Origin of the sequence: Bradyrhizobium sp. 186, assembly GCF_023101685.1 — a bacterium.
Classification (GTDB): domain Bacteria; phylum Pseudomonadota; class Alphaproteobacteria; order Rhizobiales; family Xanthobacteraceae; genus Bradyrhizobium.
The window spans coordinates 9,910,356-9,936,329 of record NZ_CP082164.1 but is presented as its reverse complement, the minus strand read 5'-3'; the positions used below and the strand labels follow the sequence as shown (position 1 = coordinate 9,936,329).

Here is a 25,974-nt window from a genome sequence, read left to right as displayed (position 1 = left end):
CCGCGCCGGCTTGGCCACCTGCGCGTCAGACGCAGCGCTTCACCCGGACCCCGTTCACCAGCACGGTGGTGCAGCGGACCGCCAGCACCGGCTTGCGGACCACGACGGCGGCGTTCGGCCCGGCGCAGCCGGCGCGATAGACGCCGCGGGCGCACACCACCGCGTTGGCATCGGAGGCCTCGAAGGTCATGGTCGCCGCGAAGGCGAGGAGTGCCGAGGCAGTGAGTAGGAATGCACGCATGTCTTCCTCCCGGTCTTGTCGTGATCGAAATTGGATATCGGCAAGGTTCTGCGATGGTCGTTGCCGGCGCGCGATGCTTTTATGCGCGCCGCCAGCTTGTTGATGCGCGCAGTCGCATGTCGATCCTATCGCGCCGCGAACGGCGCGAGCACGTCCTTGCACGCGGGCGACAGCGAGGCGGCATTGCTTGCAATGCACTGCACGATACGGCCGCCGCCGGGCGCCACGCCGGCGCACAGCGTGCGGATGTCGGCGCCGCAGGCGGATCGGACGATGAACAGTTCTTCGCGGGGTCGCAACGGCCGCAGCACGATGACGGTCGGCGCAGCCGCCGGTGCTGTCGCAGTCGCCGGTGCTGTGGCGGGAGCCGCGCCCACGGGCGCCGCTGTTGCTCCTGCGCCGGACGCGGCGCTCACCGCTTTCGCGCAGGCCGGCGACACCTTTGCCTTGTTCTTCTCCAGGCATTCGAGCGCGGGCGCGCCGCCCGGCGGCACGCTGGCGCAGACCTTTGGATAGTCGGAACGGCAGGCGCTCTTGACCGCAGAAACCTGCGCACTGCTCGGCTGTTTTGGCGCGGCGGTTTTCGGAGCCGCTGCGGCGGCCGGCTTGGCCGCGGGCTCGGTGGCAGGGGCGGCTTCCGTCTTCGCGGGTTCAGATTTGGCCGGTTCGGATTTGGGTGCAGCTTCGGTCTTGGGTGAGGCGGCCGGCTCGACCGCGCGAACCGCGCTTTGGCATGACGACGACAGGCTCGACATGTTCTTCTGGAGACATTGCAACGACGCTTCGCCACCGGGCGGCACGCTGGCGCAATGCGCCTGATAGTCTGCGCGGCACGATGAGCGAATTGCGGCCTTTTGCGCATCCGTTGGCATCTGCGCGAATGCGCCTGTTGCAGCTGCGAAGAGTGCTGCCGCCAGCAACGCCTTGCGCGTTGAGACATGTTTCAACGTGTTGAACATCTGGGTGGATTCCTGCCCTGTCGGTAACGCCGACGAATTTTTAATGTGATGTAAACGCAATCGTCGCGAGTGATGCCTCGCGCACGGTATCTTTGGCCGCTTTGGCTTCTACCGCAAGTAGATTGTGCCAACGCCAATGCGACGTAACTGCGTCGTCAGAGCTTGACCATGCGCTTGCCGCGGTTCTCACCCGCGAGCAATCCGATCAGCGCCCTCGGTGTGTTCTCGAGGCCATCGATGATGTCCTCCTGCACCTTCAGCTTGCCGGATTTGACCCAGGCCTGGAGCTCGGCGAGCGCGCGCTGGCTGTCCTTCATGTAGTCCATCACGATGAAGCCCTGCATGACCAGCCGCTTCACCACGATCAGCCCTGGCACGCCGCGCGGGCCGTGCGCGGAGGGCGCGCCGTCATACTGCGAGATCGCGCCGCAGCAGGCGATGCGGCCGTAATTGTTCATCTGCGGCAAGCAGGCTTCGAGAATGTCGCCGCCGACATTGTCGAAATAGACGTCGACGCCCTTGGGCGCCGCCGCGCGTAGCGCCTTGAACACCGCGCCGTCCTTGTAATCGACCGCGGCATCGAAGCCGAGCTCTGAAGTCAGCCAGTTGCACTTGTCCGCGCCGCCGGCGATGCCGATGACGCGACACCCCTTGATCTTGGCGATCTGCCCGACGATCGAGCCGACCGAGCCCGCGGCCGCGGACACCACGACCGTCTCGCCCTCCTTGGGCTTGCCGATCTCCAGCAGGCCGAAATAGGCAGTGAGCCCCGCAACGCCGAACACGCTGAGCAGGTGCGTCATCGGCTCGAGCTTCGGCATCTTGTTCAGGTGCCTTGCGGGGACCGCGGCATAGTCCTGCCAGCCGGTGTCGCCGAACACGATGTCGCCGGCCGCAAGGCCCGGCGCCTTCGAGCTGACCACTTCGGCGATAGCGCCGCCGGCCATCACGCTGTTGGCTTCGATCGCCGAACGATAGGTCGCGCCGTGCATCCAGGCACGGTTGGCGGCGTCGAGCGAGATGTAACGCACGCGCAGCAGAGCCTCGCCGTCCTTCGGCTCCGGCAGGGCGCTCTCCACCATCTTGAAATGTTCGGGACCGAGCTTACCGCTGGGCTTCTCCACCAGAAGAATTTGGCGATTGATGCTGCCGCTCATGACATTTCCCTTTTGATTGTTTTGACGATTATTGATGCAGCTGCCGCAAAGAAAACGTGCAAGCCGCATTTGTTGTGCGCTGCATGAAGGCTAGATCGCCGGCGCCGGTTTCACAATGGGAACATCCGGCCAACGCGGCTACACGCCAAGCGTGTTGCGTCGCTATCATATCTGCGACATCATGAAGCGCCGGTGTCGTGGGGGTCTTCAATGTCGAACAGGTTTACGCAATTCATCCTGGTGGCGATGGTGCTGGGCATCATCATGGGCGCGGCGATCTACAATTTCCTGCCCGATACGCGCGCCGACTTGGCCTCCTCCATCAACCTGATCGCCGTAATCTTCCTGCGCCTGATCAAGATGATCATCGCGCCGCTGGTGTTCGCGACCCTGGTCGGCGGCATCGCCCATATGGGCTCGGGCTCCAAGCTCGGCCGTATCTTCGCCAAGACCATGGGCTGGTTCGTCAGCGCGTCCTTCGTTTCGCTGATGCTCGGCCTCGTGATGGTCAATCTGCTTCAGCCCGGCGCCAACTTCCCCGGTACGCTGCCGGACAAGGCGCAGTCGACGGGCTTGCCGGTTTCAGCGTTCTCGATCGAGAAATTCCTCACCCATCTGATCCCGACCTCGATCGCCGATGCGATGGCGCAGAACGAGATTTTGCAGATCGTGATATTTGCCGTGTTCTTCTCGGTGGCGATGGGCTCGATGCCCGAGCGCTCCAAGCCGATCCTGGCGCTGATCGACGATATCGGCCACATCATGCTCAAGGTTACGGGCTATGTGATGCTGTTCGCACCGTTCGCGGTCTGGGCCGCCATCACGGCGACAGTCGCCAAGAACGGCCTGCTGGTGCTCTGGAAGCTCATCGTCTTCATGGGCGGCTTCTACCTCTCGCTCGCGATCCTGTGGGGCATCCTGGTGGTCGTCGGCTTCATTGTGATCGGGCCACGCTACGCCCATCTGCTGAAGCTGATCCGCGAGCCGCTGATGATCGCGTTCTCAACCGCGAGCTCGGAAGCCGCCTATCCGAAGACGCTGGAGGGTCTCAACCGGTTCGGCGCGTCGTCGCGGATCTCGAGCTTCGTGCTGCCGCTCGGCTATTCCTTCAACCTCGACGGCACGATGATGTACTGCACCTTCGCCAGTATCTTCATCGCGCAGAGCTATCACATCGACATGCCGCTCGGCACCCAGCTCGCGATGCTGGCAACGCTGATGATCACCTCGAAGGGCGTCGCCGGCGTGCCGCGCGCCTCCCTCGTCGTGATCGCCTCGACGCTGTCGCAGTTCGGCATCCCCGAGGCGGGGCTGTTGATGATCATGGGCATCGACACCTTCCTCGACATGGGCCGCAGTGCCACCAACGTAATCGGCAACACGCTCGCGACCTCGGTCGTGGCGAAGTGGGAAGGCGAGCTCGGGCCTGAGCATGCGATGGAACCGAGCGACGCCGTGCCGGGCGACATGGTGCCGGGCGAAGTGCCCGCGATGGCCGGCCATTGAAGGGAGTGCGACATGCGCCCTGTTATGGCGATTTCGGGCGGTTTGCTGGCAGCGTGCCTGCTGGCAACCGGCGCCTCGGCACAGACCGGCGGCAGCGAGGGGCTTAGCCCGACGCTGCTCGCCATCAAGAATGCGCACACCGTGCGGCTCGGCTATCGCGAGAGCTCGCCGCCGTTCTCCTTCCTCGACCAGGCCAATCGCCCGATCGGCTACAGCCTCGAGCTCTGCGAGGCCATCGTCGAGGAGATCGGCGTCGAGGTCGACGATCCCAATCTGAAGATCGGCTACGTCAAGGTCACCTCGGACGACCGCATCGACGCCGTGCTTGCGAACAAGATCGATCTGGAATGCGGCTCGACCACGGCCAATGCCGAGCGCGCCAAGCGCGTCGCCTTCTCGCCCCTGATGTTCGTCGCCGGCACCAAGCTGATGGTGTCGAAGGCGTCGAGCGTCCAGTCGCTGGCTGATCTGAAGGGTAAGACCATCGTGGTGACGAAGGGCACCACCAACGAGCAGGCGATACAGGCGGCCGACAAGAAAGCCTCGCTGGGGCTGAACATCGTCGTCGGCGCCGATCACGAGCAGTCGTTCCAGATGCTCGCCGACGGCAAGGCCGATGCGTTTGCGACCGACGACATTCTCCTGTCGGGTCTGATCGTGCGCCACAAGGCACAGGACAAGTTCCGCGTCACCGGCGATTACCTGTCCTACGATCCCTACGGCATCATGTTCCGCAAGGGCGAGCCGCAATTGACGGCCGTGGTCGAGCGCACCTTCCGCAAGCTCGGCTCCAACCACGACCTCGTCCCGCTCTACAACAAATGGTTCACCGCGCGGCTTCCCACCGGCGAACGGCTGAACGTGCCGATCTCGCTGCAACTGGAGGAAGCCTTCAAGGCAATGGACGATTCGGCGAGCGCGAATAATTAGCGCCTCTGGACTGCGACGCTCGGGTCCGCGAGCTCGGTGCACCCTCTCCCCTTACAACAAGGGGAGAGGGTGGCTCGCCGCGCCGCGGCGAGACGGGTGAGGGGTCTGTCTCCGCGACTCCATTTCCATTTGAATGCGCGGAGACAGACCCCTCATCCGGCGCTTCGCGCCACCTTCTCCCACAAGGGGGGAAGGGATCGCAGCGAGTGCGCGGCGATCAACGCTTCTCCCCAAACACCCGATCCAGCGCCGCATCGTACGTCGCTTGCACCAGCTCCGGATACAGCTTCCCCAGCGCTTCCATCATCACGCCCGAATTGATCTCGAGCACCCGCCAGGTGCCGTCGACACGGACCACGTCGATCGATGTGAAGACGATGCCGATGGCGCTCGCGGCGTCGGTGGCGAGTTTTGCGCAAGCCTCGCGAGTCTCGTCGTCCTCCACGAGAACCGGCCGTGCGCCGGCGTCGAGATTGTGCCGCCAGTTCAGGATGCGGCGCTCGCCCTTCGGGACAATGGCGTTGGCCTCGTGTGCGTCGAACTCGCGAACCTGCCTGCCGTGTCCTGCCGTGGCCGCCAGTTCATGCAATGTGTGCACGCCGTCACCAACGACCGTCGGCCGCTCCTTGCGGTAGACCATCATCGGTTTGCCATCGAGCAGGATCACGCGGACCTCCTCCTCGATCTCGACATAGGGTGCGATCACGAGGCCGAGGCTGGATGAGAAGACCTCGCCGACGGCGCGATCGAGCTCGTCGCGGCGCGTCACCTTGAACACTGAACGCCCTGACGTTCCCTCGTTGGGCTTGACCACGACGCCTTGCGGATTCTGCGCGAGCAGATCCAGCATCGCTTCATGCCAGCCGGCGCCGGCGACGTGCACGCCCATGCTCGGGTTGAGGAAGAGATGATGGGGAATGCAGGGTACGCGCTCCAGCGCCAGCGCCTCGGCGGTTGCCGATTTGTCGTTGGCCAGGCGGTGCGCGATCGCGCTGTTGAGGCCGATGTCGTAGCCGAAGGCGAAATGGCGCGTCGCGCCCCGCCGCATCGCAACCAGCCAGCCGCCGGAGCGCAGATCGACCGCGATGCCATGGCGTGAACAATAATGCTGTATCGCCTGGACGAAGATGCGCTCACCGGTTGCCATGTCTTGAAGCCGCTCCACCTGCCGAAGGCCACAAAAATGCGGAAAAAGCACGAAACCCGGCCGAAAATCAGAGCTATTCTTAATGAAATTCTCGCGAGCGCGCCGGAAATTAAGTGCTGCAATTTTGCTCTGTAGGGAAAGGAAATTCCCTCCGGCGCCGCTCGGCAGCAGATTCATTGATGATGCGGCCAATTCCGCCGCAAATGCCGGTTTGACCGGCATCAATTGCATCCGAAACGAGGTTGATTATTGGCCTCAATGGCGTAGATCACACCCGATAATCTTCCACCATGACAAGTGGTGTCCGCCTCGCTTTCAGGGCCGTGCAACGCTTTTGTTCAAAACCGCAAATATTCGGAATATCGAAAACAATGAGCGCGTTTTACCGAGAGAAGGTTCTTTCCGTCCAGCACTGGACCGACACCCTGTTCAGCTTTCGCGCCACCCGCGATTCCGGCTTCCGCTTCCAGAACGGTCAGTTCGCGATGATCGGGCTCGAGGTCGAAGGTCGCCCGCTGCTGCGCGCTTACAGCATGGCGAGCGCCAATCACGAGGAAGAGCTCGAGTTCTTCTCGATCAAGGTTCAGGACGGCCCGCTGACCTCGCGGCTCCAGAAGATCAAGGAAGGCGATACCATCCTGGTCGGCCGCAAGGCGACCGGCACGCTCATCGCCGACAATCTCATTCCCGGCAAGCGGCTCATGCTGCTCTCGACCGGCACCGGGCTGGCGCCGTTCGCCAGCCTGATCAAGGACCCCGAGGTCTATGACCAGTTCGATACCATCGTGCTGGTCCATGGCTGCCGCCAGGTCTCCGAGCTCGCCTATGGCGAGCAACTCGTCGCGAATTTGCGCGAGGATGAGCTGTTCGGGCCGCTGCTGTCGGAGAAGCTCGTTTATTACCCGACCGTGACCCGCGAGCCGTTCCGCAACCGCGGCCGTATCACCGACCTGATCAGCTCCGAGCAGATCTTCAACGACATCGGTCAGTCCCCGCTCGACATCGAAACCGACCGCGTCATGATGTGCGGCAGCCCGGGGATGCTGGAAGAGCTGCGCGTCATGTTCGAGAGCCGCGGCTTCGCCGAAGGCTCGGGCAATACCCCCGGCCATTTCGTGATCGAGAAGGCGTTCGTCGAGCGCTGATCGCCGCTCGCGGCAGCTAGCGCTCCTACCGTTCCCGGCTGTTAGCCACCAACGCGGCCGTCATCCCGGCCGCCGTGCGAGATTGCGCGCGAGGATGGGGCGACAGCGGCGGATGTCGGTGGCGCTCGGCTGGCGCGGGATGGCCCTGCCAAACGGCCATATTCCCCACGACGACGATGCAGCATGGTCACTGGCCTTGCCGTCTGCTGCACTGCAAAAACCCCGCCCATCGGACGAATTGATCTGCAAGGACCGAATTCGGTAGCCTGAAACGCGGCCGGCGTCATATCCGTAAGGTGACACGGGCGTACCTTACCCCGTCATTCCGACGAGAGGATGTGATCGTGGCCGACGACGATAAAGCGCTAAACTCGCCGAAGGTGTCCGTAGGGCGGATCGCGGAAGAGGGTGTCATGGAAACTCTGCTGCTTCCGTTCTCGCCGCGCTTCATCGTGCTGACGATCTGCGCGGTCGTGACCGCGCTGCTGATCGGCATCGGCATCGCGGATCGCAAGATCTTCGACATCCTGCTGATCCCGATCCTGATTTTTGGCGCGCTCACCTTGCTCGGCGTCCGCGATCTCATGCAGAAGGGCCACGCGGTCCTGCGCAACTACCCGATCTCGGCGCATATCCGCTTCCTGCTCGAAGAGATACGGCCCGAGATGCGGCAGTACTTCTTCGAGAGCGAGAAGGACGGCATGCCGTTCTCGCGCGACATCCGCGCTGTCGTCTATCAGCGCGCCAAGATGCAGCTCGACAAGCGTCCCTTCGGTACCCAGGAGGACGTCTATCGCGAGGGCTATGAATGGATGCATCACTCGGTCTCGCCGAAGACGCATGCCGACGAGAAGTTCCGCATCGCCATCGGCGGCCCCGACTGCAAGAAGCCTTATTCGGCCTCGGTGTTCAACATCTCCGCGATGAGCTTTGGCGCGCTCAGCCCGAACGCCGTGCGCGCACTGAATGCCGGCGCGAAGAAGGGCGGATTTGCGCACGATACCGGCGAGGGCGGCTTCAGCCCCTATCATGCAGAGATGGGCGGCGACATCATCTGGGAGGTCGGCTCCGGCTATTTCGGCTGCCGCCATCGCGACGGCACGTTCGATCCGGAGGCGTTCGCGCGGGTCGCCAGCGCAGACCAGATCAAGATGGTCGAGCTCAAGATCAGCCAGGGCGCCAAGCCCGGCCATGGCGGCGTGCTGCCGGCGGCGAAGGTCTCGGAAGAGATTTCCAAGATCCGCGGCGTTTCGATGGGCGAAGACTGCATCTCGCCGGCCTCGCACCGCGCCTTCTCCACCCCGGTCGGCATGATGCAATTCATCGCCGAAATGCGCAGGCTCTCCGGTGGCAAGCCGACCGGCTTCAAGCTCTGCATCGGCCACCCCTGGGAATTTTTGGCGATCTGCAAGGCAATGATCGAGACCGGCGTCTATCCGGACTTCATCGTCGTCGACGGCAATGAGGGCGGTACCGGCGCCGCGCCGCTCGAGTTCATGGATCATCTGGGCATGCCGATGCGCGAGGGCGTCAGTTTCGTCCACAATGCGCTGATCGGCATCAATGCCCGCGACCGCGTCAAGCTGGGCGCTTCCGGCAAGATCGCCACCGCCTTCGACATGGCGCGCGCGATGGCGATCGGCGCCGACTGGTGCAATTCGGCGCGCGGATTCATGTTCTCGCTCGGCTGCATCCAGTCGCTGAGCTGCCACACCGATCGCTGCCCGACCGGGGTGGCGACGCAGGATCCGACGCGGGCCCGCGCGCTCTATGTGCCGCTCAAGATCGACCGTGTGCACAACTATCATCACGCCACGCTGCACTCGCTGGCCGAGCTGATCGCCGCGGCCGGTCTCGAACATCCGCAGCAGCTGCGCCCGATCCACTTCAGCCAGCGCAACTCGACGACGGAGGTGAAGTCCTTCGCGCAGCTCTATCCGTCGCTGCGCCCGGGTGAGCTGCTCGAAGGAACCGAGGACCCGCGCTTCCGCGACGCTTGGCGGATGGCGCAGACGGAGACGTTCCAGCCGGCGCCGTAAGGTGCCGCTTCATCGCATGCTAGCGGCGGCCTCCGGGCCGGCGCAAATTCGTTGGGGCAGGGTCGAGACTTAATGTTCGTGTCAGCTTCGGGGATAAATTTGGCCCATGGACGAGCGACGCAATAAATCCAGGCATCGCGTGCTGAAGGCCGGAACGATCGAGTTCGGCGGCGGCGCGATCGACTGCACCGTCCGCAATTTCTCGGACACCGGCGCTGCGCTCGACGTCACCATCCCCCTCCGCATCCCCGAGCAATTCACCCTGTTCATCCAGCCCGACGGAACGCATCTGCCCTGCACCGTGGTCTGGCGCAAGGAAAAGCGGATTGGGGTGAGGTTTGGGTGAGGGCTGGTGCGCAATTGTGCACGGGCGGCTGGAACCCATAACCGCTATCACGCCCCACTACCTTGCCCCGAACGTCGTCTTCCCAAATAGCTCCTTCTGCGTCGACGGCTGCGAGCGCCAGTATTGCGGCGGGGCGTCGACCACGCCGCCAACTTCCGCCGCAGCGTGCCAGCCCCAGCGGGGGTCGTAGAGCATGCCGCGGGCGAGCGCGACCATGTCGGCCTTGCCGGAGGCGACGATGTCCTCGGCGTGCCTCGCTTCGGTGATCAGGCCGACGGCGATGGTGGGCAAGCCGATCTCGCGCTTGATGGCTTCGGCAAACTGCACCTGGTAGCCGGAGCCGAGCGGGATCTTCTGCAGCGGCGAGACGCCGCCGGAGGAGGCATCGATCCAGTCGACGCCGCGCGCCTTCAGCGCCTTGGCGAATTCGATGGTCTGCGCCAAATCCCAGCCGCCCTCGACCCAGTCGGTCGACGAGACCCGCATGCCGACCGGTTTGTTGTGCGGGAACACCGCGCGTACCGCGTCGAACACCTCCAGTGGGAAGCGCATGCGATTCTCCAGTGAACCGCCATATTCGTCGATGCGCCGGTTGGAGATCGGCGACAGGAACTGATGCATGAGATACCCGTGTGCGCCGTGCAGCTCGATCGCGTCGATGCCGATGCGATCGGCGCGGCGGGCCGAGTCGACGAAGGCGTCGCGGATGCGCTTAAGGCCGGCCGCATCCAGCGCCAGCGGCGCGGCTTCACCCTCCTTGTGCGGCAGTGCCGACGGCGCGACCGTCTGCCAGCCGCCCTGCGACTGCGGGATCAGCTGACCGCCGTCCCAGGGTCGCGCGCTGGAGGCTTTGCGGCCGGCATGCGCGAGCTGCATCGCGATTGCCGTGGTGGAATGCTTGCGCACCGAGGCGAGCACCTGCTTCAGCGCCGCCTCGCAGGCATCGCTGTAGAGCCCGAGGCAGCCCGGCGTGATCCGACCGATCGCCTCGACATGGGTCGCCTCGACGCAGAACATCGCCGCGCCCGACAGCGCGAGATTGTTGATGTGGGTGAAGTGCCAGTCATTGGCGACGCCGTCATCGGCCGAATACTGGCACATCGGCGACACCACGAGACGGTTCTTCAACGTCAGGCCGCGCAGCTTGATCGGGGAAAACAGGGCACTCATGCGGGAGTTCCGGGGATGGGAGGGGCGATGGAGGGAGTGTAGTGAGCGGATGCGGGATTACCAGCGGCGTGGCGGGAATGCCGGCCTGTGGGCCTGCGCATTGCGATGTCACACCGGCGCAAGGTGGCGCCCACCCTCCGCTGTCGTCCTGGCGAAAGCCAGGACCCATACCGCGAGGTCTGTCGACTGTGGATGGTGCTAATCCCGAACGACCAATCTTCGCCAAACTTCTCCCTGGGGTAATGGGTCCTGGCTTTCGCCAGGACGACGCGAAGAGGCTTCCCGCGCGCGTTCACTCCACCAGCGTGAACTGCAACAGCAACGTGCGCTGGAGCAGCGAGAAATTGTCGTCCGAGATCAACGTCAGCACAGTCTCGCCCTCCGCGCTGACGTGCGCGTCGATGCCTTCCATGTTGTCGATCTCGTGGCCGAGATCCGCCGCGAACAGCTCGGGGCCATCGACCAGCGTGTTCGGCGCGATGGACTTGAGCGGGATGGCGCGGATGCGGATGTTGACGCCGGTGAACCAGGAGAACTTTCGCTCGAGGATGAGAAGCTCGCCCGAGGGCAACAGCACAGCGTCGCTGATGTCGAACTTTTCCGTACGGCGCACGCTGAACTGGCCGGGCGTGGGACCGCCGATCAGGAACGCGATCAGATTGCCGTCGGCATCCAGCCCGCGCTCGGAGAAAGCGATCAAGGTGCCCGCGAGCGGCTGGCCCTTGGGCACGAACACCAGCGCTTCGAGCCCCTTGTTGTACGGCAGTTTTCGTAACCCCGGCGGCACCGGCAGCACCTCGCCACGGGCGCGGGTGCCGCCCTTGGAGAAGTCGTAACGCATGATCTGGTTGACGCGTTCGAGCCCGACATAGACGTAAGAGCCGTCGCGCGCGATCGACTCCGAATCGTACCAGAGCCGCTTCTCCGTGATCGGCCGGCCTTCGGCGTTGAGCAGCGGCGCGGCCTCGACATTGTCGAGCCCGGTCATCTCGCGCCCGGAGTAGCGGATCGCACCGGTGAACCAGCCGCCCTGGTCGGAGATCGCGAGGAAACGCTCACCCTTGGTGTCGAGAAAGCGAATGCCGGATAATCCGCCGAAGCCGCGATAGGGCGAGGTCAGCACCAGGCCGCTGCGATATTGCAGCGAGCCGAAGCGCACGCGCGAGCGGTCGCGCGGCTCGAACGCCGGGATCGGCCGTGCGTTGACCTCGACGGCAACAGGCTCGGTGACGGCGTGCTCGACGAGCGCCGGCTTCGGCGGCGGCTCGGTCGCAGGCTGCGCCCGCGCCAACCCGGAGAGTGCGAGAGTGGAAAATCCCGCCGCCGCGTGGCCAAGAAAGCTGCGGCGGGATGAAGGTTTGCTCACGAATGCAGTTTGCGGCGCGGGCGGTTGGCCGGTTGCGTGGGCGCAGTATTCGTCTCGCTGAAGAGTTCGGCGAGCTTTTCGGTGATGGCGCCACCAAGCTCTTCAGCGTCCACGATCGTCACCGCGCGGCGATAATAGCGCGTGACGTCATGGCCGATGCCGATCGCGATCAGCTCCACCGGCGAGCGCGTCTCGATCTCCTCGATGATGTGGCGCAGGTGCCGCTCGAGATAGTTGCCGGGATTGACCGACAGCGTGGAATCGTCGACCGGTGCGCCGTCCGAGATCATCATCAGGATCTTGCGCTGCTCGGGCCGGCCGAGCAGGCGCTTGTGCGCCCAGTCCAGCGCCTCGCCGTCGATGTTCTCCTTCAGGAGACCCTCGCGCATCATCAAGCCGAGATTTTTTCGCGCACGGCGCCACGGCGCATCCGCCGACTTGTAGATGATGTGGCGGAGATCGTTGAGGCGGCCGGGATTGGCCGGCTTGCCGGCGGCAAGCCAGGCCTCGCGGGACTGGCCGCCCTTCCAGGCACGGGTGGTGAAGCCCAAAATCTCGACCTTGACGCCGCAACGCTCCAGCGTGCGGGCGAGAATGTCGGCGCAGGTCGCCGCCACCGTAATGGGGCGTCCCCGCATCGAGCCGGAATTGTCGAGCAGCAGCGTCACCACGGTGTCGCGGAACGTCGCTTCCTTCTCGTGCATGAAGGACAGCGGGTGATAGGGATCGGTCACCACGCGCGACAGCCGCGCAGGGTCCAGAATGCCTTCTTCGAGGTCGAACTCCCAGGCGCGGTTCTGCTGCGCCATCAGCCGGCGCTGCAGCCGGTTGGCGAGCCGCGCGACGATGCCTTGCAGATGCGCGAGCTGCTTGTCGAGATAGGCGCGCAGGCGCTCCAGCTCGTCATGGTCGCAGAGGTCTTCGGCGGCGATGATCTCGTCGAATTTCGGCGCGAAGGCATGGTATTCCGGCCCGCGCGGCTCGTTGGTACCGCGCGAATTCGGCCGCGTCGCCTCGCCCGGCGTCTCGTCGTCACCGAGCTCGCCGTCGTCGAAGGTGTCGGAGGTCGAGGCCTGTGCGCTTTCCATCGCACTCTCGCTCATGTCCTCGCTCGAGGCCTGCGCCTGGTCGGCGCTCATCTCCTGGGCTGCGTCGGAATCGGGCGAGCCCTCGGCGCCGGACTGGTCGTTGTCGCCGTCGCGGTTTTCGTCCTGATCGTCGTTGTCGTCGCTGTCGGCATTGCGCTCGTCGCCGAGCTCGAGCGCCGTCAAGAGATCATGCACGGCATCGCCGAACCGGGTCTGGTCCTCGACCAGGCCGTCGAGCCGGTCGAGCCGCCTGCCGATCTTGTCTTCCAGGATTGGCCGCCAGAGGTCGACCACCTTCTTCGCTGCTGTCGGCGGCGCCATGCCGGTCAGGCGCTCGCGCACCAGCATCGCCAGCGCGTCCGCAAGCGGCGCATCGGCGCGGTCGGTGATCTCGTCGAACTTGCCGCGATGGAAATGATCGTCGAGCATCGCGGTGAGGTTCTTGGCAACACCGGCCATGCGGCGTGCGCCGATTGCCTCAACCCGGGCCTGCTCGACCGCCTCGAACACGCCGCGCGCCTGCGGATTGCCGGGCATCAGCTTGCGATGCAGCTTCGGATCGTGACAAGCGAGCTTGAGCGCGATGGAGTCGGCGTGGCCGCGCACGATCGCGGCGTCGCGCTTGGTCATCTTGCGCGCCGGCTCCGGCAGCCGGGCCTTGCCGGGCGCAAGGCCCGGACGCTCGGCGGCGAAGCTGACGTCGAGCTCAGGCGTCTTGGCGATCGCCTTCAGGCAGGACGCCACCGAGCGCTTGAACGGCTCGGTCGGGGCTTCCTTGGTGTTGCGGAATTTGGAGTTCGACGTCGTCATCTCGCCTCTATCCGTCGTCCCGGCGAAGGCCGGGACCCATAACCACCGGCGATCATTGCGTCAGGAGATACTCTCAGCGTCGTACCATCGAGAAATCACGCGGTATGGGTCCCGGCCTTCGCCGGGACGACATCACGAGAGCGATCAGGACAGCGCCACGTTGACCGCCGATTCCGGCAGCTCCGCGTTGAAGCAGCGCTGATAGAACTCGGCGACCAGCGGACGCTCGAGCTCGTCGCACTTGTTGAGGAAGGTGACGCGGAAGGCGAAGCCGATATCGCCGAAGATGTCGGCGTTTTCCGCCCAGGTGATCACCGTGCGCGGGCTCATCACCGTCGACAGGTCGCCGTTGGCGAACGCGTTGCGGGTGAGATCGGCCAGCCGCACCATCTTGTTGACGATGTCGCGGCCTTCCTGGGTGCGATAGTGCTTCGCTTTCGCCAGCACGATCTCCACTTCCTCGTCATGGCTGAGATAGTTCAGCGTGGTGACGATCGACCAGCGGTCCATCTGGCCCTGATTGATCTGCTGGGTGCCGTGGTAGAGGCCCGAGGTGTCGCCGAGGCCGACGGTGTTGGCGGTCGAAAACATGCGGAAGGCCGGGTGCGGCTTGATCACCTTGTTCTGGTCGAGCAGCGTCAGGCGGCCGGAGACCTCCAGCACGCGCTGGATCACGAACATCACGTCAGGTCGGCCGGCATCGTATTCGTCGAACACCAGCGCGACGTTGTGCTGGAGCGCCCAGGGCAGGATGCCGTCGCGGAATTCGGTGACCTGCTTGCCGTCGCGGACAACGATCGAGTCCTTGCCGACGAGGTCGATACGGCTGATGTGGCTGTCGAGGTTGACGCGCACGCAGGGCCAGTTCAGCCGGGCAGCGACCTGCTCGATATGGGTGGATTTGCCGGTGCCGTGATAGCCCGTCACCATGACGCGGCGGTTCCTGGCGAAGCCGGCCAGGATGGCGAGCGTGGTGGCGCGGTCGAAGCGGTAGTCGGCGTCAACTTCCGGCACATGAGGATCGACTTCGGAATAGGCCGGCACTTCGAGATCGCTGTCGATCCCGAACACCTGGCGCACCGACACCTTCATGTCGGGCAGACCGGAAACTTCCTCAACTTTGGACAGGGCGGCGGTCGTCATCAATCCTCCGAGGCCCCGGGCGGTCCCGAGACCAGTTATTTGCACGTTGGCTGCGGCTGGGTGCGTTTGCGAACCTATCAGAGACAACGTGCCGGCAGAAGCCCGCCCCCGGATCAAAGTTCCATTGTCTTTTCATTTAGATAGGCAAGGAACGCGATTTTTGGAGGGCTGCCTTGCGAATCACGCCTGAATTTTGCGCGAGGATGCGCGGCCTGCCCACGCGAGTGGCACTTTTACCGCCCCTCCTTACTTGTGTAGGGTCTGAGCCCCGATTTGCCCCAGCCCACCACAGAGACGACGTGACGTCCTTCCTCGATCCCCTCATTTCATTCGTTTCGGCCCATGCGTGGCTGGCCTATTTGACCCTGTTCCTGGCGGCGCTGCTGGAAGCCGTTCCGGTGGTAGGCTCGGTGGTCCCGGGCTCGACCATCATCCTGGCGCTGAGCGCGCTGGTTCCGGGCGGGGACCTGAAACTGCAATGGGTTTTGCTGGTGGCGGCGCTCGGCGCCGTCCTGGGGGACGGCTCGGCCTATTGGATCGGCCACCGAAGGCAACGCGAGATTCTCGACACTTGGCCACTGACCAACTATCCGCGCGTGGTGGAAGAGAGCGAAAGCTTCTTCAACCGCTTCGGCACCTGGGCCGTGTTCTTCGCCCGCTTCGTGCCGCCGATCCGTGCCTTTGTCCCGGTCACGGCCGGCGCGCTCGGCATGGCACCGGTTCGCTTCTACGCGATCAACATCCCGGCGATCCTGGTCTGGGCGCCGGCGCATGTGCTGCCAGGCGTGCTGGCGGTGTCGGCCCTGCACGAATATGCCGGGCTGCATCACCACGGGCATATCGGCAAGCACATCTGGATCCTCAGCGTGGTCGGCGTCGCGATCATTTTGGGACTGGCGATCTGGATCATCCGCCGCAGGCAGGGCGGTGGCGTCGCTGCCGCGAAGCCGCGGGCCTGAAGCGCGATGCCGAGCGTACGGGCCGCGGCCTCGACTTTGCCCTTCTCAAGCACGGCGGACGGATAGCCCGCGTTGATGATGACCGCCAACCGGGAAAGCACCGTAACCCGGGCGCGGCACCGAGTCCTCCGGCGGCGGACACGGCGGCTCTGAATGGGCCGAGCTCGCGCAGCACAAGAGACGGGCGGCTGGAGCTCTCTGTTGCCCAAATTGCGGTCCCCTGCGCTTCTTCGATGCGCAAATATTTGTCAGCGGGATAGCTTGTCGATTAATTGCTTCACGGCGCGTTGCCTTCGGATGACCCTCGTCCAATCACAGGCTGGCCGTTGCGGCCGCCGACATGACCGAGGTGGTTGCATGCGCTCGAAAACAGCTCTTCGCATGGTTTTGTTTGCGGTCTCTGCATATGCGGGCGTCTTGAATCCCGGCTCCCGGGCTAGAGCCGAAGATGTGAAGGCGCGGCTTGCGCAGAATCTCGCGCCGATTTCGGCCCTCGCGATCGTCGCCAAGACGAACGGCCTCTTCGCCAAGCAGGGACTCGATATTTTTGTCTCGAATTTCACGAGCGGAAAGCAGTGCCTCGATACAGTGGTGGGCGGAGGAGCGGATATCGCAACGACGGCCGAAGCTCCGGTAACGGCGGCCGCGATGGCCCAGCAGCCGATCGCCTTCGTCGCCGGCATGGAATACTCGGATCTGAAGACAATGACGGCCGCGTCCGCCGCAATCAGGACGAAAGCCGATTTGCGCGGTAAACGCATCGGCTTCACGGCCGGGACGGGTAGCGAGGTCTACACATCGGTTCTGTTGAAAGCGGCGGGACTGACCGCCAAGGACGTTACGCTCGTCAATCTTCGCCCACAGGAGATGCTTCCCGCCCTGGCGGCGGGGAGCATTGATGCGTTCGACACCTGGGAGCCGCATGTGGCTAATGCAAAGAAGGCTCTTGGCGAGGGTGCCGTCCTGCTCGATACGAGGGGGGTCTACTCGGAGACCTTCAACATCGTTGTGACGCGGTCCTATCTGGAAGCAAACCCCGCGGTCGTCAGCAAATTCCTGGCTGCGCTCATTGAAGCTGAAGGCTGGGTCAAGGCTCATCCGAATGAAGCGATCGACATTGTTGCCGCAGCAACTGGCATGAAGCGCGACGAGCTGGCGGCGATCTGGTCGGATTACATCTATCATGTGCGCCTCGACGACAAGCTGCTCGAGACGCTAAAAACGCACGCTGCCTGGCGGCTTGAGACCGGCAATCATCCGCCCGGGGCGGGGATGCCCGATTTCTCGAAAATCATTGCGACGGCGTCGCTGAAAGCGCTTGATGCTGCACGTGTGACGCTGTCGGCCAATCCATGAGCATCGGCGGACGCAACCGTGCGAACGCGGCCGGACGCCTGAGCGTGCTTGTCGGCGTGCTCTCCGTGCCAACCTTCGTCGGCGTTTGGGAATTGATTGCACGATTGCGGATCGTCAACGCGGTGCTCTTTCCGCCACCTTCGACGGTAGCTGTCGCCGTCCTTGACTGGATCCATAGCGGTCAGTTTTTCGGCGACCTTTCAGCGAGCCTCTTCCGCGTCAGTGTGGGATTTTTGATCGGTACCACGGGTGGGATCATGCTCGGCGTCCTGACAGGCCAGTTCCGGCTGGTCTCAAGCCTGCTCTCCCCGTTGTTCCATATTCTTCGCCCGATCCCCCCAATCGCCTTTGTGCCTATCGTGATCCTCTGGTTTGGGCTGTCGGAGGCCGGCAAACTGTTTCTGGTCGTCTGGGGTGTGTTCTTCACCGTGTGGCTCGCGACCCATATCGGCGTGCAGAAGGTCGATCGCGGCCTCATTCGCGCCGCTCTGATGCTCGGCACGCCACGTCGGCAGATGCTATCGGAGATCGTTCTGCTGGGCGCGCTTCCCTACATCGTTGTCGGTCTGCGCACCGCCGTAAGCATCTCCTTTTACACGCTGGTCGCGGCTGAGCTGGCGGGCGCGTTTGCCGGCATCGTCTACCGGATCGAGATTGCGCAACAGAACATGCAGACCGGACAGGTCATGGGAGGGCTGGCGGCGCTCGGATTGCTCTCATTCGTGGCCGATCGTTCCTTCGCGGCAATTGCCGAACGTGCCGTATGGTGGCGATGATGCACAACCCGCTTCGTCCGCCCCCACCGCTCCGGCTCGTGGATGCTGCGCCCGCACCTTCATCGGCAACACCTCAAGCGATCATCCGCGTCGAGGATTTGAGCATCGTCTTCGATGTGCCGCGCGGCCAGGTTATTGCGGTGGACCGGGTGTCTCTGGCGGTCATGTCGGGCGAATTCGTCTCGCTCGTTGGTCCGTCGGGCTGCGGCAAGTCTACGCTTTTGAATGCGATGGCTGGCCTCGAACGGCCGTTCGAAGGCCAGGTAATGGTAGCTGGCGAGCCAATGCTGGCACCCCGGCCGGATATCGGGATGGTCTTCCAGCAGCCGCATCTGTTTCCGTGGAAATCGGTGCGCCGTAATATCGCTCACGGGCCGCGCGCGCTCGGCAAGTCGAAGGCGGAGGCGCTGCAGATCGCCGACGACCTGATCGAAATGATCGGGCTGACAAAATTCGCGAACGCCTATCCGCATACGCTTTCAGGCGGCATGCAGCAGCGGGTGGCGATTGCTCGCGCCCTCGCAAACCAGCCGCGTGTCCTGCTCATGGACGAGCCGTTCGGTGCTTTGGACGCGCAGACCCGGGCGGTGATGCAGGATAACCTTCTCGAACTTCGCGACCGGATCAATGCCACCATCGTTTTCGTCACGCACGATATCGACGAAGCCATTCTCCTGTCGGATCGCGTGCTGATCATGAGCGCCGGGCCGGGCCGTATCCTGCGGGATCTTTCCGTGGGCCTGCCGCGCCCGCGCTCCAGCGCCATCCTGACCGACCCCGCCTATCTCGCCCTCAAGCGGGATTGCCTTGATCTGATCCGGACCGAAGGCCGCAAGGCCTTCGAGCAAATGGAAACAGTGACCTAGTGGCTCATCACAGTGATTTTGACTCTTTGGCGGTGGCTGGATAGGCGCGGCCGAGTTTGGCGCGGGCCTTGTCGGTTGTGAACATCCATTTGATGCGGGCTCGGGTTTTATTCCGCCGCTTTTGCCATGCTGCGATCTCGTTTCGGAGCCTTTTGGGGTCGTCGATGCGGCGGCCGAGGCACTGGCGCTGGAGCACGCTGATCTCGCACTCGACCATATTGAGCCAACTGGCGTGTTTCGGGGTGAAGTGGAATTCGAGGCGGCGCAGGATGCGACGGGCCTCAGCAGGCGCAAATGCTTGATACAACGCGCCGGCGGTATGGATCGACAGATTGTCCTGCACGAGGCGGATGCAGTCGGCGTCGGGATAATGGACGTCGACGAGTTCGCGCATGCAGTAGGCGTAGTCCACGGCGGCGCGGTGCTCGGTGACCTTGACGTTGCGCCAGCCACGATGCGGGTCGAAGGTAACGAAGAGATTGACGGTGCCGTTGCGGCGGTACTCGTAATCGTAACGCTCGCGCTGTCCCGGCTCGGCTGGAATCGGCTGACGGACCTCGCCGATGAGCTGGACGGGGGTCTCGTCGAAGCAGACCAGCGGCCGGACGGGATCCGGCGCCTCGGCGTAGAGGTCGAGCACGTCCTCCATGCGGGCGACGTATTCGCCGTCGACATAGGGGATGCACCACATGTCCCTGCGCCATGGCTTGAGGTCGTTCTCGGCCAGCCGGCGACGCACGGTCTCGCCCGACAGGCTGTCATGATCGGTGAGCTTGACCATCGTGTCCGCCAGCAGCGTCAGCGTCCAACGTTTGCGGCCGGCGGGCGGCTTGGCGCACGCCGTCGCCACCAGCAGGGCCTCCTCCTTGCCGGTCAATTTGCGCTCTGCGCCCGGACGCGGTTCCTCGCTCAAGGCCCGCTCCAGATTGCCTTCCACGAAGCGGCGCTTGGTCCGGCCGATGCTGGACAGGCTGACCCGGACAGACCGGGCAATCTCCGCGTCGCAACTGCCGGCATCGGCCGCCAGCAAAATCTGCGCCCGCTTGAGCTTGCGGGCAGCATGCTTCCCGCCGCCCAGCATCGCCGTCAGTTCGTCCCGCTCGATTTGGCTCAATTCGACCCGATAACGTACATTCATGCTTCGCCTCCTTGTCGGAGGCCGGGACGAATCCAGCGATGAGTCAAAAATCAGGCACGCACTTCACGGAGAAGCAGGGACACTACCTGGCCTTTATCTACACCTACGCGCACATGTTCGGACGCCCACCCGCCGAAACCGACATGCAGCGCCATTTCCGCGTCAGCCCGCCTTCGGTCCACCAGATGATCGTCACCCTCGAACGAAACGGTTTCATTCGCCGTCAACCTGGCGTCCCCAGAAGCATCGAAATCCTCGTGCCGCCGGAAAGCTTGCCGATCCTCGAATGGCTCGGTATCAAAACGTCAAAATCACTGTGATGAACCACTAGGGCTGGCATGGCTCTTGAATGGATCCGCTCCGGCTACGAGGGAGTGGGCAGATGTCAGCGGCAACACTCAGGACTACGGCCGGGATCATGCTGGCCGAGTCGGATACTCTGGTCAGGTCGCTGCCGGGTTTGCTCGATCCGCTAAGTGAGGCTGACCGGCGTCGCGTCCTTGCAATTGGTCGTCACGAGGTCCTGGAAACCGGCAAGCATATCTGGCGCCAGGGAGACACACAGAACGGCATATATCTGATCGAATCCGGCCGGATCCGCAGCTATTACGCCGCACCCTCCGGGCGTGAGGTGACGCTCGCCTATTGGTTTGGCGGCAATTTCGTCGGCGGGCCGGACCTCTTCGGAGCCGGAGCGCATATGTGGTCTTCGGTTGCAGTTGAGCGCAGCCGGCTCCTGTTCTTGCCTGGCCACGCTCTGCGCGAACTTGCGCTTCAGTCGGCGACCATCGCGGTTGCGCTTCTGGATGCGCTGGCCTTCAAGGCGAGATGCTACTCAGCCATGGCGCAAATGCTCGGCACGCGGTCAGTTACCGAACGGTTGCAGCGTCTGCTCATCTTTCTCTCGAAGATCTACGGATCGCAGCATGGCCGTGAGATCGTGATCGGCATTCCGTTCACCCATGGCGATCTCGCCAACCTGATCGGAGCGACACGACAATGGGTGACGGTGCAGCTTTCGCGCACGCAGGCGAGAGGCATCATCCGCTACGACAGGGGTCTGATCGTCATTCTGAATTTGCGCGCCCTCGATCTCGAACTCGTCTAACTGGCGGTACGCGAATAGACTTTCAGACCGAAGAAAGCGCCACGATCTTTCGGCTGCCATCGCGAGGCAAAGTCCAGGAGGGCGTGATCGTGCCATGCGGGTGCCAGCAGGGTGACGCCCATGGGCATGCCGTTGGGGAGCGTTGCATTGGGAAGCGCCACCGCGCACAGGTCCAAAAGATTGGCGAAATAGGAGTAGTGACCAAGACGGCTATTGAGCGTGATGGGGTCCTCCAGCATTTCCGCAATGGCGAAGGGGCGCGGTGCGGTGGGCACCACGAGGACATCCATCTGTTTGAAGAGTAACTGGACCTGCCGCCGCAGCTTCAGGAGACGGTGTTGCGCCGCGAATGCATCTGCCGCTGTAAACTGCGCCGCGGAATGCAGGACTTTGCGCGTAACGTCCAGCAAATTACCATGATCAATGTCGAGGAGCTTGCTGATCGCCGCATAGCGTTCAGCGATCCAGGGCCCCGAAAACAGCATTTCGCCGGCCTCGGCGAAAGGCGTGAAGTCAGTCTCAAGGGCCTGGCCTCCCAACCCCACAAGCCTCTCGCAAGCCTGTTCGTAAAGCGCGTCGCATTCGGGCATGCCGAATGAATTCAGCTGACGACCAAAAATGCGTCCGAAGCGGAATTCTTGGGGAAAAGCAGATGACGGGCCGAGCGCCTTACGGCTGTAGGGATCTTCTTCATCGAAGCCGTCAATGAGCTCCAGCAACAGTTTGCCCTCGGCTGCGGAATTGCAAAAGATCGATGGACAATCGATCGTCGGGCAGTTCGGGACGAGCCCGCGGGATGAGACAAACCCGACCGTCGGCTTGATTCCGACGATGCCGTTGAAACCTGCCGGTATCCGGCCCGAGCCGCCGGTGTCGGTTCCGAGTGAAAACGCAATATGGCCGGCGGCCACGGCGACAGCCGAGCCGGAGCTCGACCCGCCCGAGATATAGCGATCATCAGCGGCGCTCGGGCAGGCGCCGTGAGGTGACCGGGCGCCGGAGAGCCCGGTGGCGAACTGATCCAGGTTTGTCTTACCGAGACAGATTGCGCCCGCTGCGGCCAGGCGCTCGACGCACCGGGCCGATCGCTCCGCAACATAGGCGAATGACGGACAGGCCGCCGTGGTAGGCATGCCCTCCACGTCGATGTTGTCCTTCACGCCGAAAGGCACACCGAGGAGCGGCAGGAATTCGCCTTGCGCGCCGCGCCGCGCGAGAGCCTCAGCCTCCGCCAGCGCCTCCCCCATCGGCCTCACATAGACCCAGCAATTGCGGTGTTGGTCACGTTCGATGCGCTCGTATGCCGTTGCGATGGCCGAAGTGAGTTCGGCGGGCGTGCGAAGGGCTCGGCTTCGGCTAGGTAGGGCGGCTTGCGACACGAATGGCTCCCGAGGCGTTAGAAGATGCCACAAGCCTGCCCGGGGGTGGACAGTACGGAAAGCAATTAAGCGCTTCTGCTGTTGCCGTGAACCGCGCTGATCCATGAAGGTCTGATTAGGTCTTCGGCTCCATCATCGTCCTCCGCCCCGGCGCAGGTCCGACATAACGCGCACGCGGGCGGATCAGCTTGCCGAACTGCAACTGTTCGCTGGCATGCGCGATCCAGCCGACGCTGCGGGCCATCGCGAACAGCGCGAGCTCGCTGCCGGCGGGCAGGCGCAGGGCGTGCACGAGCACCGCGAGCGCATAATCGATATTGACGAGCTCGCCGGTCGCTTCAGCGATGCGCTCCGGCACTTCGCGCGTGAACTTTCGCGGCGCGCCGGCACGCGACAGCGCGTTCAGGAGCGACTGCGCGCGCCGATCGCCGCGCTTGTAGACGCCATGGCCGAATCCGGCAAAGCGTTCGCCGAGCGCGACGCGTTCGCGGACCATCGGCTCGACGTCACGATCCACCAGCATCTTGACGAGCTGCGAGGCGAGCACGCCGGCGCCGCCGTGCTTCGGCCCCTTCAGCGCGGCGAGGCCGGCGATGACGGAATCATAGAGATTGAGGCCGGTCGACGCCGCGCAGCGCGCAGTGAAGGTGGAGGCGTTCAGTTCATGCTCGGCGAGCAGAACCAGCGCGCGGCGGATGAGATCGGCCGCGTGCTTGTTGTCGGGTGCCCAGGCCTTGGCGATTTGCTGGTGCAACGGCTCGGCTGACGGCTCCGTATTGAGCATGGTCGCGACCAGGAGTCGGACAATGCGCGCACCGACCATCGCACGTCCATCATGCGCGCGGGTGAAGGCGCGGGGATCGGCGCTCGACGCCAGCGCCAGCACCGCAATGGCGCGATCGATCGGCGCGGCACGGCGCGCGGCCTGCGCAATCGCCCGCATCTCGTCGGAGACCACAGGATAATTGTCAGGCGCGAAGGGATCGACGCTCGAGACGTCCCAGAGCAACGTCGCGGTGTGCTCCAGCGTGTCGCTCTCGGCGAGATCGACGCAGTTCACGCCGCGATAGATCGGGCCGTCCTCGGTGATGGTCGAGATCTCCGTATCCATCACCGGTAGGTCGGCATCGAAGCTGCGCAGGCCGCGCGGCTCCGGCGAGGGCACACGGCGCTCCTTCAGGGTACGGACGTCCTCGGCGCGGTAGCGGTTCTTGCGCGAGTCCGGCGTCGGCTCGGAGCGGATCAGGCCGCGGCTGACATAGGCGTAGAGCGTGGCCGGCGAGATCGCGAGCTCGGCGGCAGCTTCCCGGGCGGAGAGGTAGAGCTCCGGAGAATTTTTCATATTGATTTATGTAATCAAGATTGATCAATCTGTCGAGAGGCCCGACCTTTCCCCTCGTGAACAGGAGATTTGGGCCATGAACATCCACCTCACCAAAAGCCAGATCGGGCTGGACGGCGTTCCGGCGGCCGAGACCGTGCTGAGCCATGTCGACGGCGAGCGCGGCCAGCTGATCATCGCCGGCGAGCATGTCGGCACCTTCGCCGCCAAATCGAGCTTCGAGGGCGTCACCGCCCGGCTCTGGAACGGCGCCAGCAAGAGCACGCTCAGCGAGGCCAATGTGCGGGCAAGTCTCGGCGCCGCCCGCGAGCGCGCCTTCGCGCGGCTGCCGGACCTGCTGCCGGCGACAAGCGGCATGAATATCGTCGACGGTTTTCGCGCGGCGGTCGCGGGCCTTCGCGCAGAGAACGGGCTGGAGCACGAAGCCACCATTGTCGGCGCGTTTCCGGTAATTGCTGGCGCACTGGTCCGGCGCACCAAAGGGCTCGATCCGCTCACACCGGATCCGAACGCGAGCCATGCCGCCGATACGCTTCGCATGCTGCGTGGCGCCGCGCCGGAACCGCGCAAGGTCGCCGCTTTGGATGCCTATTTCGTCACGGTCTGCGATCACGGCATGAATGCGTCGACTTTCACCACGCGCGTGGTGGCGTCCACCCAGGCCGATCTGTTCGCCGCCGTCACGGCCGGCTATTGCGCGCTGACCGGGCCGCTGCATGGCGGCGCGCCGGAGCCAGTGCTGGAAATGCTGGATGCGATCGGCTCGAGCGAGCGGATCAAGCCATGGGTCGATGCGGCGCTCGCGCGCGGCGAGCGGCTGATGGGTTTCGGCCATCGCGTCTATCGCGTGCGCGATCCGCGCGCCGACGTGCTCAAGGCCGCGATCGAGCGGCTTTCCACCGAGGGCGCCGGTTTGCCTTTCGCCGGCGAGGTCGAGGCCTACATCCGCGCAGCGCTGCGCAAGAAGAACCCGGACCGGCCGCTGGAGACGAATGTGGAGTTCTTCACCGCTATCCTGCTCGATGCGCTCGCCATCCCCCGCCAGGCTTTTACGCCGATCTTCGCGGTCGCCCGCAGCGCGGGCTGGACCGCGCATGCGCGCGAGCAGCAGCGCACAGGGCGGTTGATCCGGCCGAGCTCGTCCTATGTGGGGGCGATGCCGAAGGAATGATGCGTAGCCCGGATGGAGCGAAGCGTAATCCGGGGAAGATAGATCGCTATGCCAGAAAGACCCGGATTACGCTTGCGCTCCATCCGGGCTACGCGTTTGCGCGAGGCCTACGCCTCCCGCACCACCGTCTTCAGATAATTGTACGCCTTGATGATCTCGATCAGGCGGTCTTCGGTGGAGCGGTCGCCGTTGTTGGCGTCGGGGTGGTGCTGCTTCACCAGCGCCTTGTACTTGGTCTTGACGTCGGCGAGCTTGGCGTCGGGGCCGAGACCCATCACCTGGAGCGCCTTGCGCTCGGCATTCATGATCTTGCGCGTTTCGGCCTTGGGCGGGGCCTCGGGGCCGCGGCGCCAGTTCGCGCGGCCGTTGATCTCCGAGAACATGCTGAACGGATCGAAGGCGCCGTCGATCTCGGCCTCGGCTCCCTTCTTGACGCCGCCATTGGCGCCCATCTTCCAGGTCGGACGGTGGCCAGTCAGCGCATCCTTCTGGTAGCGCGCGACCGCGTCGGCATTCATGCCGGAGAAGAAATTGTAGTTCTGGTTGTACTCACGCACGTGGTTGAGGCAGAAGTGCCAGTACTCGCGCGAATTCTCGCGGCCCTTGGGCGCGCGGTGACCGCCCTTGTTCTGACACCCGGTCCATTCGCAATTGACCACGGTGTCGCGCGGCTTCGCTTCCGCCTTGCCCTTGTTCGGCTTGACGCGGATGGAGTCGAAGAACTTGGATGAATCGATCGGCATGACCAACTTTGACTACGCAATGCGAAAACGTTCAAGTCTTGACATTGCAATTAGGATGGAACCCCGACAATTGACGGAGTGCGATCGCG

At 64.0% G+C, this 25,974-nt stretch carries 24 protein-coding genes; 12 read left to right on the top strand and 12 right to left on the bottom strand.

The window, feature by feature from the left end:
- Positions 1 to 25 precede the first annotated feature (25 nt).
- The 3 genes from IVB18_RS47500 to IVB18_RS47490 all read right to left on the bottom strand — a co-directional run bounded on the left by IVB18_RS47500 (position 26) and on the right by IVB18_RS47490 (position 2,357).
- Entirely contained in the window at positions 26 to 241 is a 216-nt protein-coding gene (locus tag IVB18_RS47500; protein WP_247986920.1) for a hypothetical protein, read from the bottom strand.
- Positions 242 to 366: 125 nt separating this feature from the next.
- Complete coding sequence (locus IVB18_RS47495) at positions 367 to 1,200, bottom strand: cysteine rich repeat-containing protein (RefSeq protein WP_247986919.1); 834 nt, start codon at positions 1,198 to 1,200, stop codon at positions 367 to 369.
- Positions 1,201 to 1,355: 155 nt separating this feature from the next.
- Positions 1,356 to 2,357: an NADP-dependent oxidoreductase gene (locus IVB18_RS47490; RefSeq protein WP_247986918.1), complete on the bottom strand. Its 1,002-nt coding sequence runs from the start codon at positions 2,355 to 2,357 to the stop codon at positions 1,356 to 1,358.
- 210 nt (positions 2,358 to 2,567) lie between these two features.
- Between IVB18_RS47490 and IVB18_RS47485 the strand changes: the two genes are divergently transcribed.
- The gene (locus IVB18_RS47485) at positions 2,568 to 3,863 is read left to right on the top strand and encodes a dicarboxylate/amino acid:cation symporter (RefSeq protein ID WP_247986917.1); all 1,296 of its coding nucleotides are present in this window, start codon (positions 2,568 to 2,570) and stop codon (positions 3,861 to 3,863) included.
- Between the two features lie 12 nt (positions 3,864 to 3,875).
- Positions 3,876 to 4,793, top strand: coding sequence for an amino acid ABC transporter substrate-binding protein (locus tag IVB18_RS47480; protein ID WP_247986916.1), 918 nt, complete (start codon positions 3,876 to 3,878; stop codon positions 4,791 to 4,793).
- A 217-nt stretch (positions 4,794 to 5,010) separates the two neighbouring features.
- On the opposite strand, the gene IVB18_RS47475 is transcribed toward IVB18_RS47480, so the two are convergent.
- Positions 5,011 to 5,940, bottom strand: coding sequence for a RimK-like protein (locus IVB18_RS47475; RefSeq protein WP_247986915.1), 930 nt, complete (start codon positions 5,938 to 5,940; stop codon positions 5,011 to 5,013).
- A gap of 371 nt (positions 5,941 to 6,311) precedes the next feature.
- Here IVB18_RS47475 and IVB18_RS47470 point away from each other — a divergent pair, with 371 nt between their 5' ends.
- The 3 genes from IVB18_RS47470 to IVB18_RS47460 all read left to right on the top strand — a co-directional run bounded on the left by IVB18_RS47470 (position 6,312) and on the right by IVB18_RS47460 (position 9,470).
- Positions 6,312 to 7,085 (top strand): ferredoxin--NADP reductase, encoded by a 774-nt coding sequence (locus IVB18_RS47470; RefSeq protein ID WP_247986914.1) that lies wholly within the window; start codon positions 6,312 to 6,314, stop codon positions 7,083 to 7,085.
- Between the two features lie 413 nt (positions 7,086 to 7,498).
- Positions 7,499 to 9,124, top strand: a complete 1,626-nt coding sequence (locus IVB18_RS47465) for an FMN-binding glutamate synthase family protein (RefSeq protein ID WP_247991904.1) — start codon at positions 7,499 to 7,501, stop codon at positions 9,122 to 9,124.
- A gap of 106 nt (positions 9,125 to 9,230) precedes the next feature.
- On the top strand, positions 9,231 to 9,470 hold the full coding sequence (locus IVB18_RS47460; protein ID WP_247986913.1) for a PilZ domain-containing protein: 240 nt from the start codon (positions 9,231 to 9,233) through the stop codon (positions 9,468 to 9,470).
- Between the two features lie 57 nt (positions 9,471 to 9,527).
- Here the strand turns inward: IVB18_RS47460 and IVB18_RS47455 are convergent, their stop codons facing one another.
- From IVB18_RS47455 to cobS, 4 genes are all read right to left on the bottom strand, one after another.
- Positions 9,528 to 10,640: an NADH:flavin oxidoreductase/NADH oxidase gene (locus tag IVB18_RS47455; protein WP_247986912.1), complete on the bottom strand. Its 1,113-nt coding sequence runs from the start codon at positions 10,638 to 10,640 to the stop codon at positions 9,528 to 9,530.
- A gap of 292 nt (positions 10,641 to 10,932) precedes the next feature.
- Complete coding sequence (locus IVB18_RS47450) at positions 10,933 to 12,006, bottom strand: esterase-like activity of phytase family protein (RefSeq protein ID WP_247986911.1); 1,074 nt, start codon at positions 12,004 to 12,006, stop codon at positions 10,933 to 10,935.
- Positions 12,003 to 13,904 carry a cobaltochelatase subunit CobT gene (cobT, locus tag IVB18_RS47445; protein ID WP_247986910.1) on the bottom strand — a complete coding sequence of 634 codons (1,902 nt, stop codon included), beginning with the start codon at positions 13,902 to 13,904 and terminating at the stop codon, positions 12,003 to 12,005. The genes IVB18_RS47450 and cobT overlap by 4 nt, the downstream gene beginning before the upstream one ends.
- A gap of 144 nt (positions 13,905 to 14,048) precedes the next feature.
- Positions 14,049 to 15,047: a cobaltochelatase subunit CobS gene (gene cobS, locus IVB18_RS47440; protein ID WP_247986909.1), complete on the bottom strand. Its 999-nt coding sequence runs from the start codon at positions 15,045 to 15,047 to the stop codon at positions 14,049 to 14,051.
- A gap of 299 nt (positions 15,048 to 15,346) precedes the next feature.
- Here cobS and IVB18_RS47435 point away from each other — a divergent pair, with 299 nt between their 5' ends.
- From IVB18_RS47435 to IVB18_RS47420, 4 genes are all read left to right on the top strand, one after another.
- Entirely contained in the window at positions 15,347 to 16,006 is a 660-nt protein-coding gene (locus IVB18_RS47435) for a DedA family protein (protein WP_247986908.1), read from the top strand.
- Positions 16,007 to 16,207: 201 nt separating this feature from the next.
- Positions 16,208 to 17,362 carry an NrtA/SsuA/CpmA family ABC transporter substrate-binding protein gene (locus IVB18_RS47430; RefSeq protein WP_247986907.1) on the top strand — a complete coding sequence of 385 codons (1,155 nt, stop codon included), beginning with the start codon at positions 16,208 to 16,210 and terminating at the stop codon, positions 17,360 to 17,362.
- On the top strand, positions 17,359 to 18,138 hold the full coding sequence (locus IVB18_RS47425) for an ABC transporter permease (protein WP_247986906.1): 780 nt from the start codon (positions 17,359 to 17,361) through the stop codon (positions 18,136 to 18,138). Before IVB18_RS47430 ends, IVB18_RS47425 begins: the two co-directional genes overlap by 4 nt.
- Positions 18,126 to 19,004 carry an ABC transporter ATP-binding protein gene (locus tag IVB18_RS47420; protein ID WP_247986905.1) on the top strand — a complete coding sequence of 293 codons (879 nt, stop codon included), beginning with the start codon at positions 18,126 to 18,128 and terminating at the stop codon, positions 19,002 to 19,004. Before IVB18_RS47425 ends, IVB18_RS47420 begins: the two co-directional genes overlap by 13 nt.
- A 7-nt stretch (positions 19,005 to 19,011) precedes the next feature.
- On the opposite strand, the gene IVB18_RS47415 is transcribed toward IVB18_RS47420, so the two are convergent.
- Positions 19,012 to 20,142, bottom strand: a complete 1,131-nt coding sequence (locus tag IVB18_RS47415) for an IS630 family transposase (RefSeq protein ID WP_247984173.1) — start codon at positions 20,140 to 20,142, stop codon at positions 19,012 to 19,014.
- A 38-nt stretch (positions 20,143 to 20,180) separates the two neighbouring features.
- Here IVB18_RS47415 and IVB18_RS47410 point away from each other — a divergent pair, with 38 nt between their 5' ends.
- Both IVB18_RS47410 and IVB18_RS47405 read left to right on the top strand, forming a co-directional pair.
- On the top strand, positions 20,181 to 20,462 hold the full coding sequence (locus tag IVB18_RS47410) for a helix-turn-helix domain-containing protein (protein ID WP_247983521.1): 282 nt from the start codon (positions 20,181 to 20,183) through the stop codon (positions 20,460 to 20,462).
- A gap of 62 nt (positions 20,463 to 20,524) precedes the next feature.
- Complete coding sequence (locus tag IVB18_RS47405; protein ID WP_247986904.1) at positions 20,525 to 21,250, top strand: Crp/Fnr family transcriptional regulator; 726 nt, start codon at positions 20,525 to 20,527, stop codon at positions 21,248 to 21,250.
- Here IVB18_RS47405 and atzF read toward each other — a convergent pair.
- Both atzF and IVB18_RS47395 read right to left on the bottom strand, forming a co-directional pair.
- Positions 21,247 to 22,629, bottom strand: a complete 1,383-nt coding sequence (gene atzF, locus IVB18_RS47400; protein ID WP_247986903.1) for an allophanate hydrolase — start codon at positions 22,627 to 22,629, stop codon at positions 21,247 to 21,249. The two genes, IVB18_RS47405 and atzF, sit on opposite strands and share 4 nt — an antisense overlap.
- 115 nt (positions 22,630 to 22,744) lie before the next feature.
- Complete coding sequence (locus tag IVB18_RS47395; protein WP_247986902.1) at positions 22,745 to 23,971, bottom strand: citrate synthase family protein; 1,227 nt, start codon at positions 23,969 to 23,971, stop codon at positions 22,745 to 22,747.
- 76 nt (positions 23,972 to 24,047) lie between these two features.
- Between IVB18_RS47395 and IVB18_RS47390 the strand changes: the two genes are divergently transcribed.
- Positions 24,048 to 25,142, top strand: a complete 1,095-nt coding sequence (locus IVB18_RS47390) for a citrate synthase/methylcitrate synthase (RefSeq protein ID WP_247986901.1) — start codon at positions 24,048 to 24,050, stop codon at positions 25,140 to 25,142.
- A 107-nt stretch (positions 25,143 to 25,249) separates the two neighbouring features.
- On the opposite strand, the gene IVB18_RS47385 is transcribed toward IVB18_RS47390, so the two are convergent.
- A complete protein-coding gene (locus IVB18_RS47385; protein ID WP_247986900.1) occupies positions 25,250 to 25,885 on the bottom strand; it encodes a DnaJ domain-containing protein in 636 nt (211 codons plus the stop codon).
- Between the last annotated feature and the right edge of the window lie 89 nt (positions 25,886 to 25,974).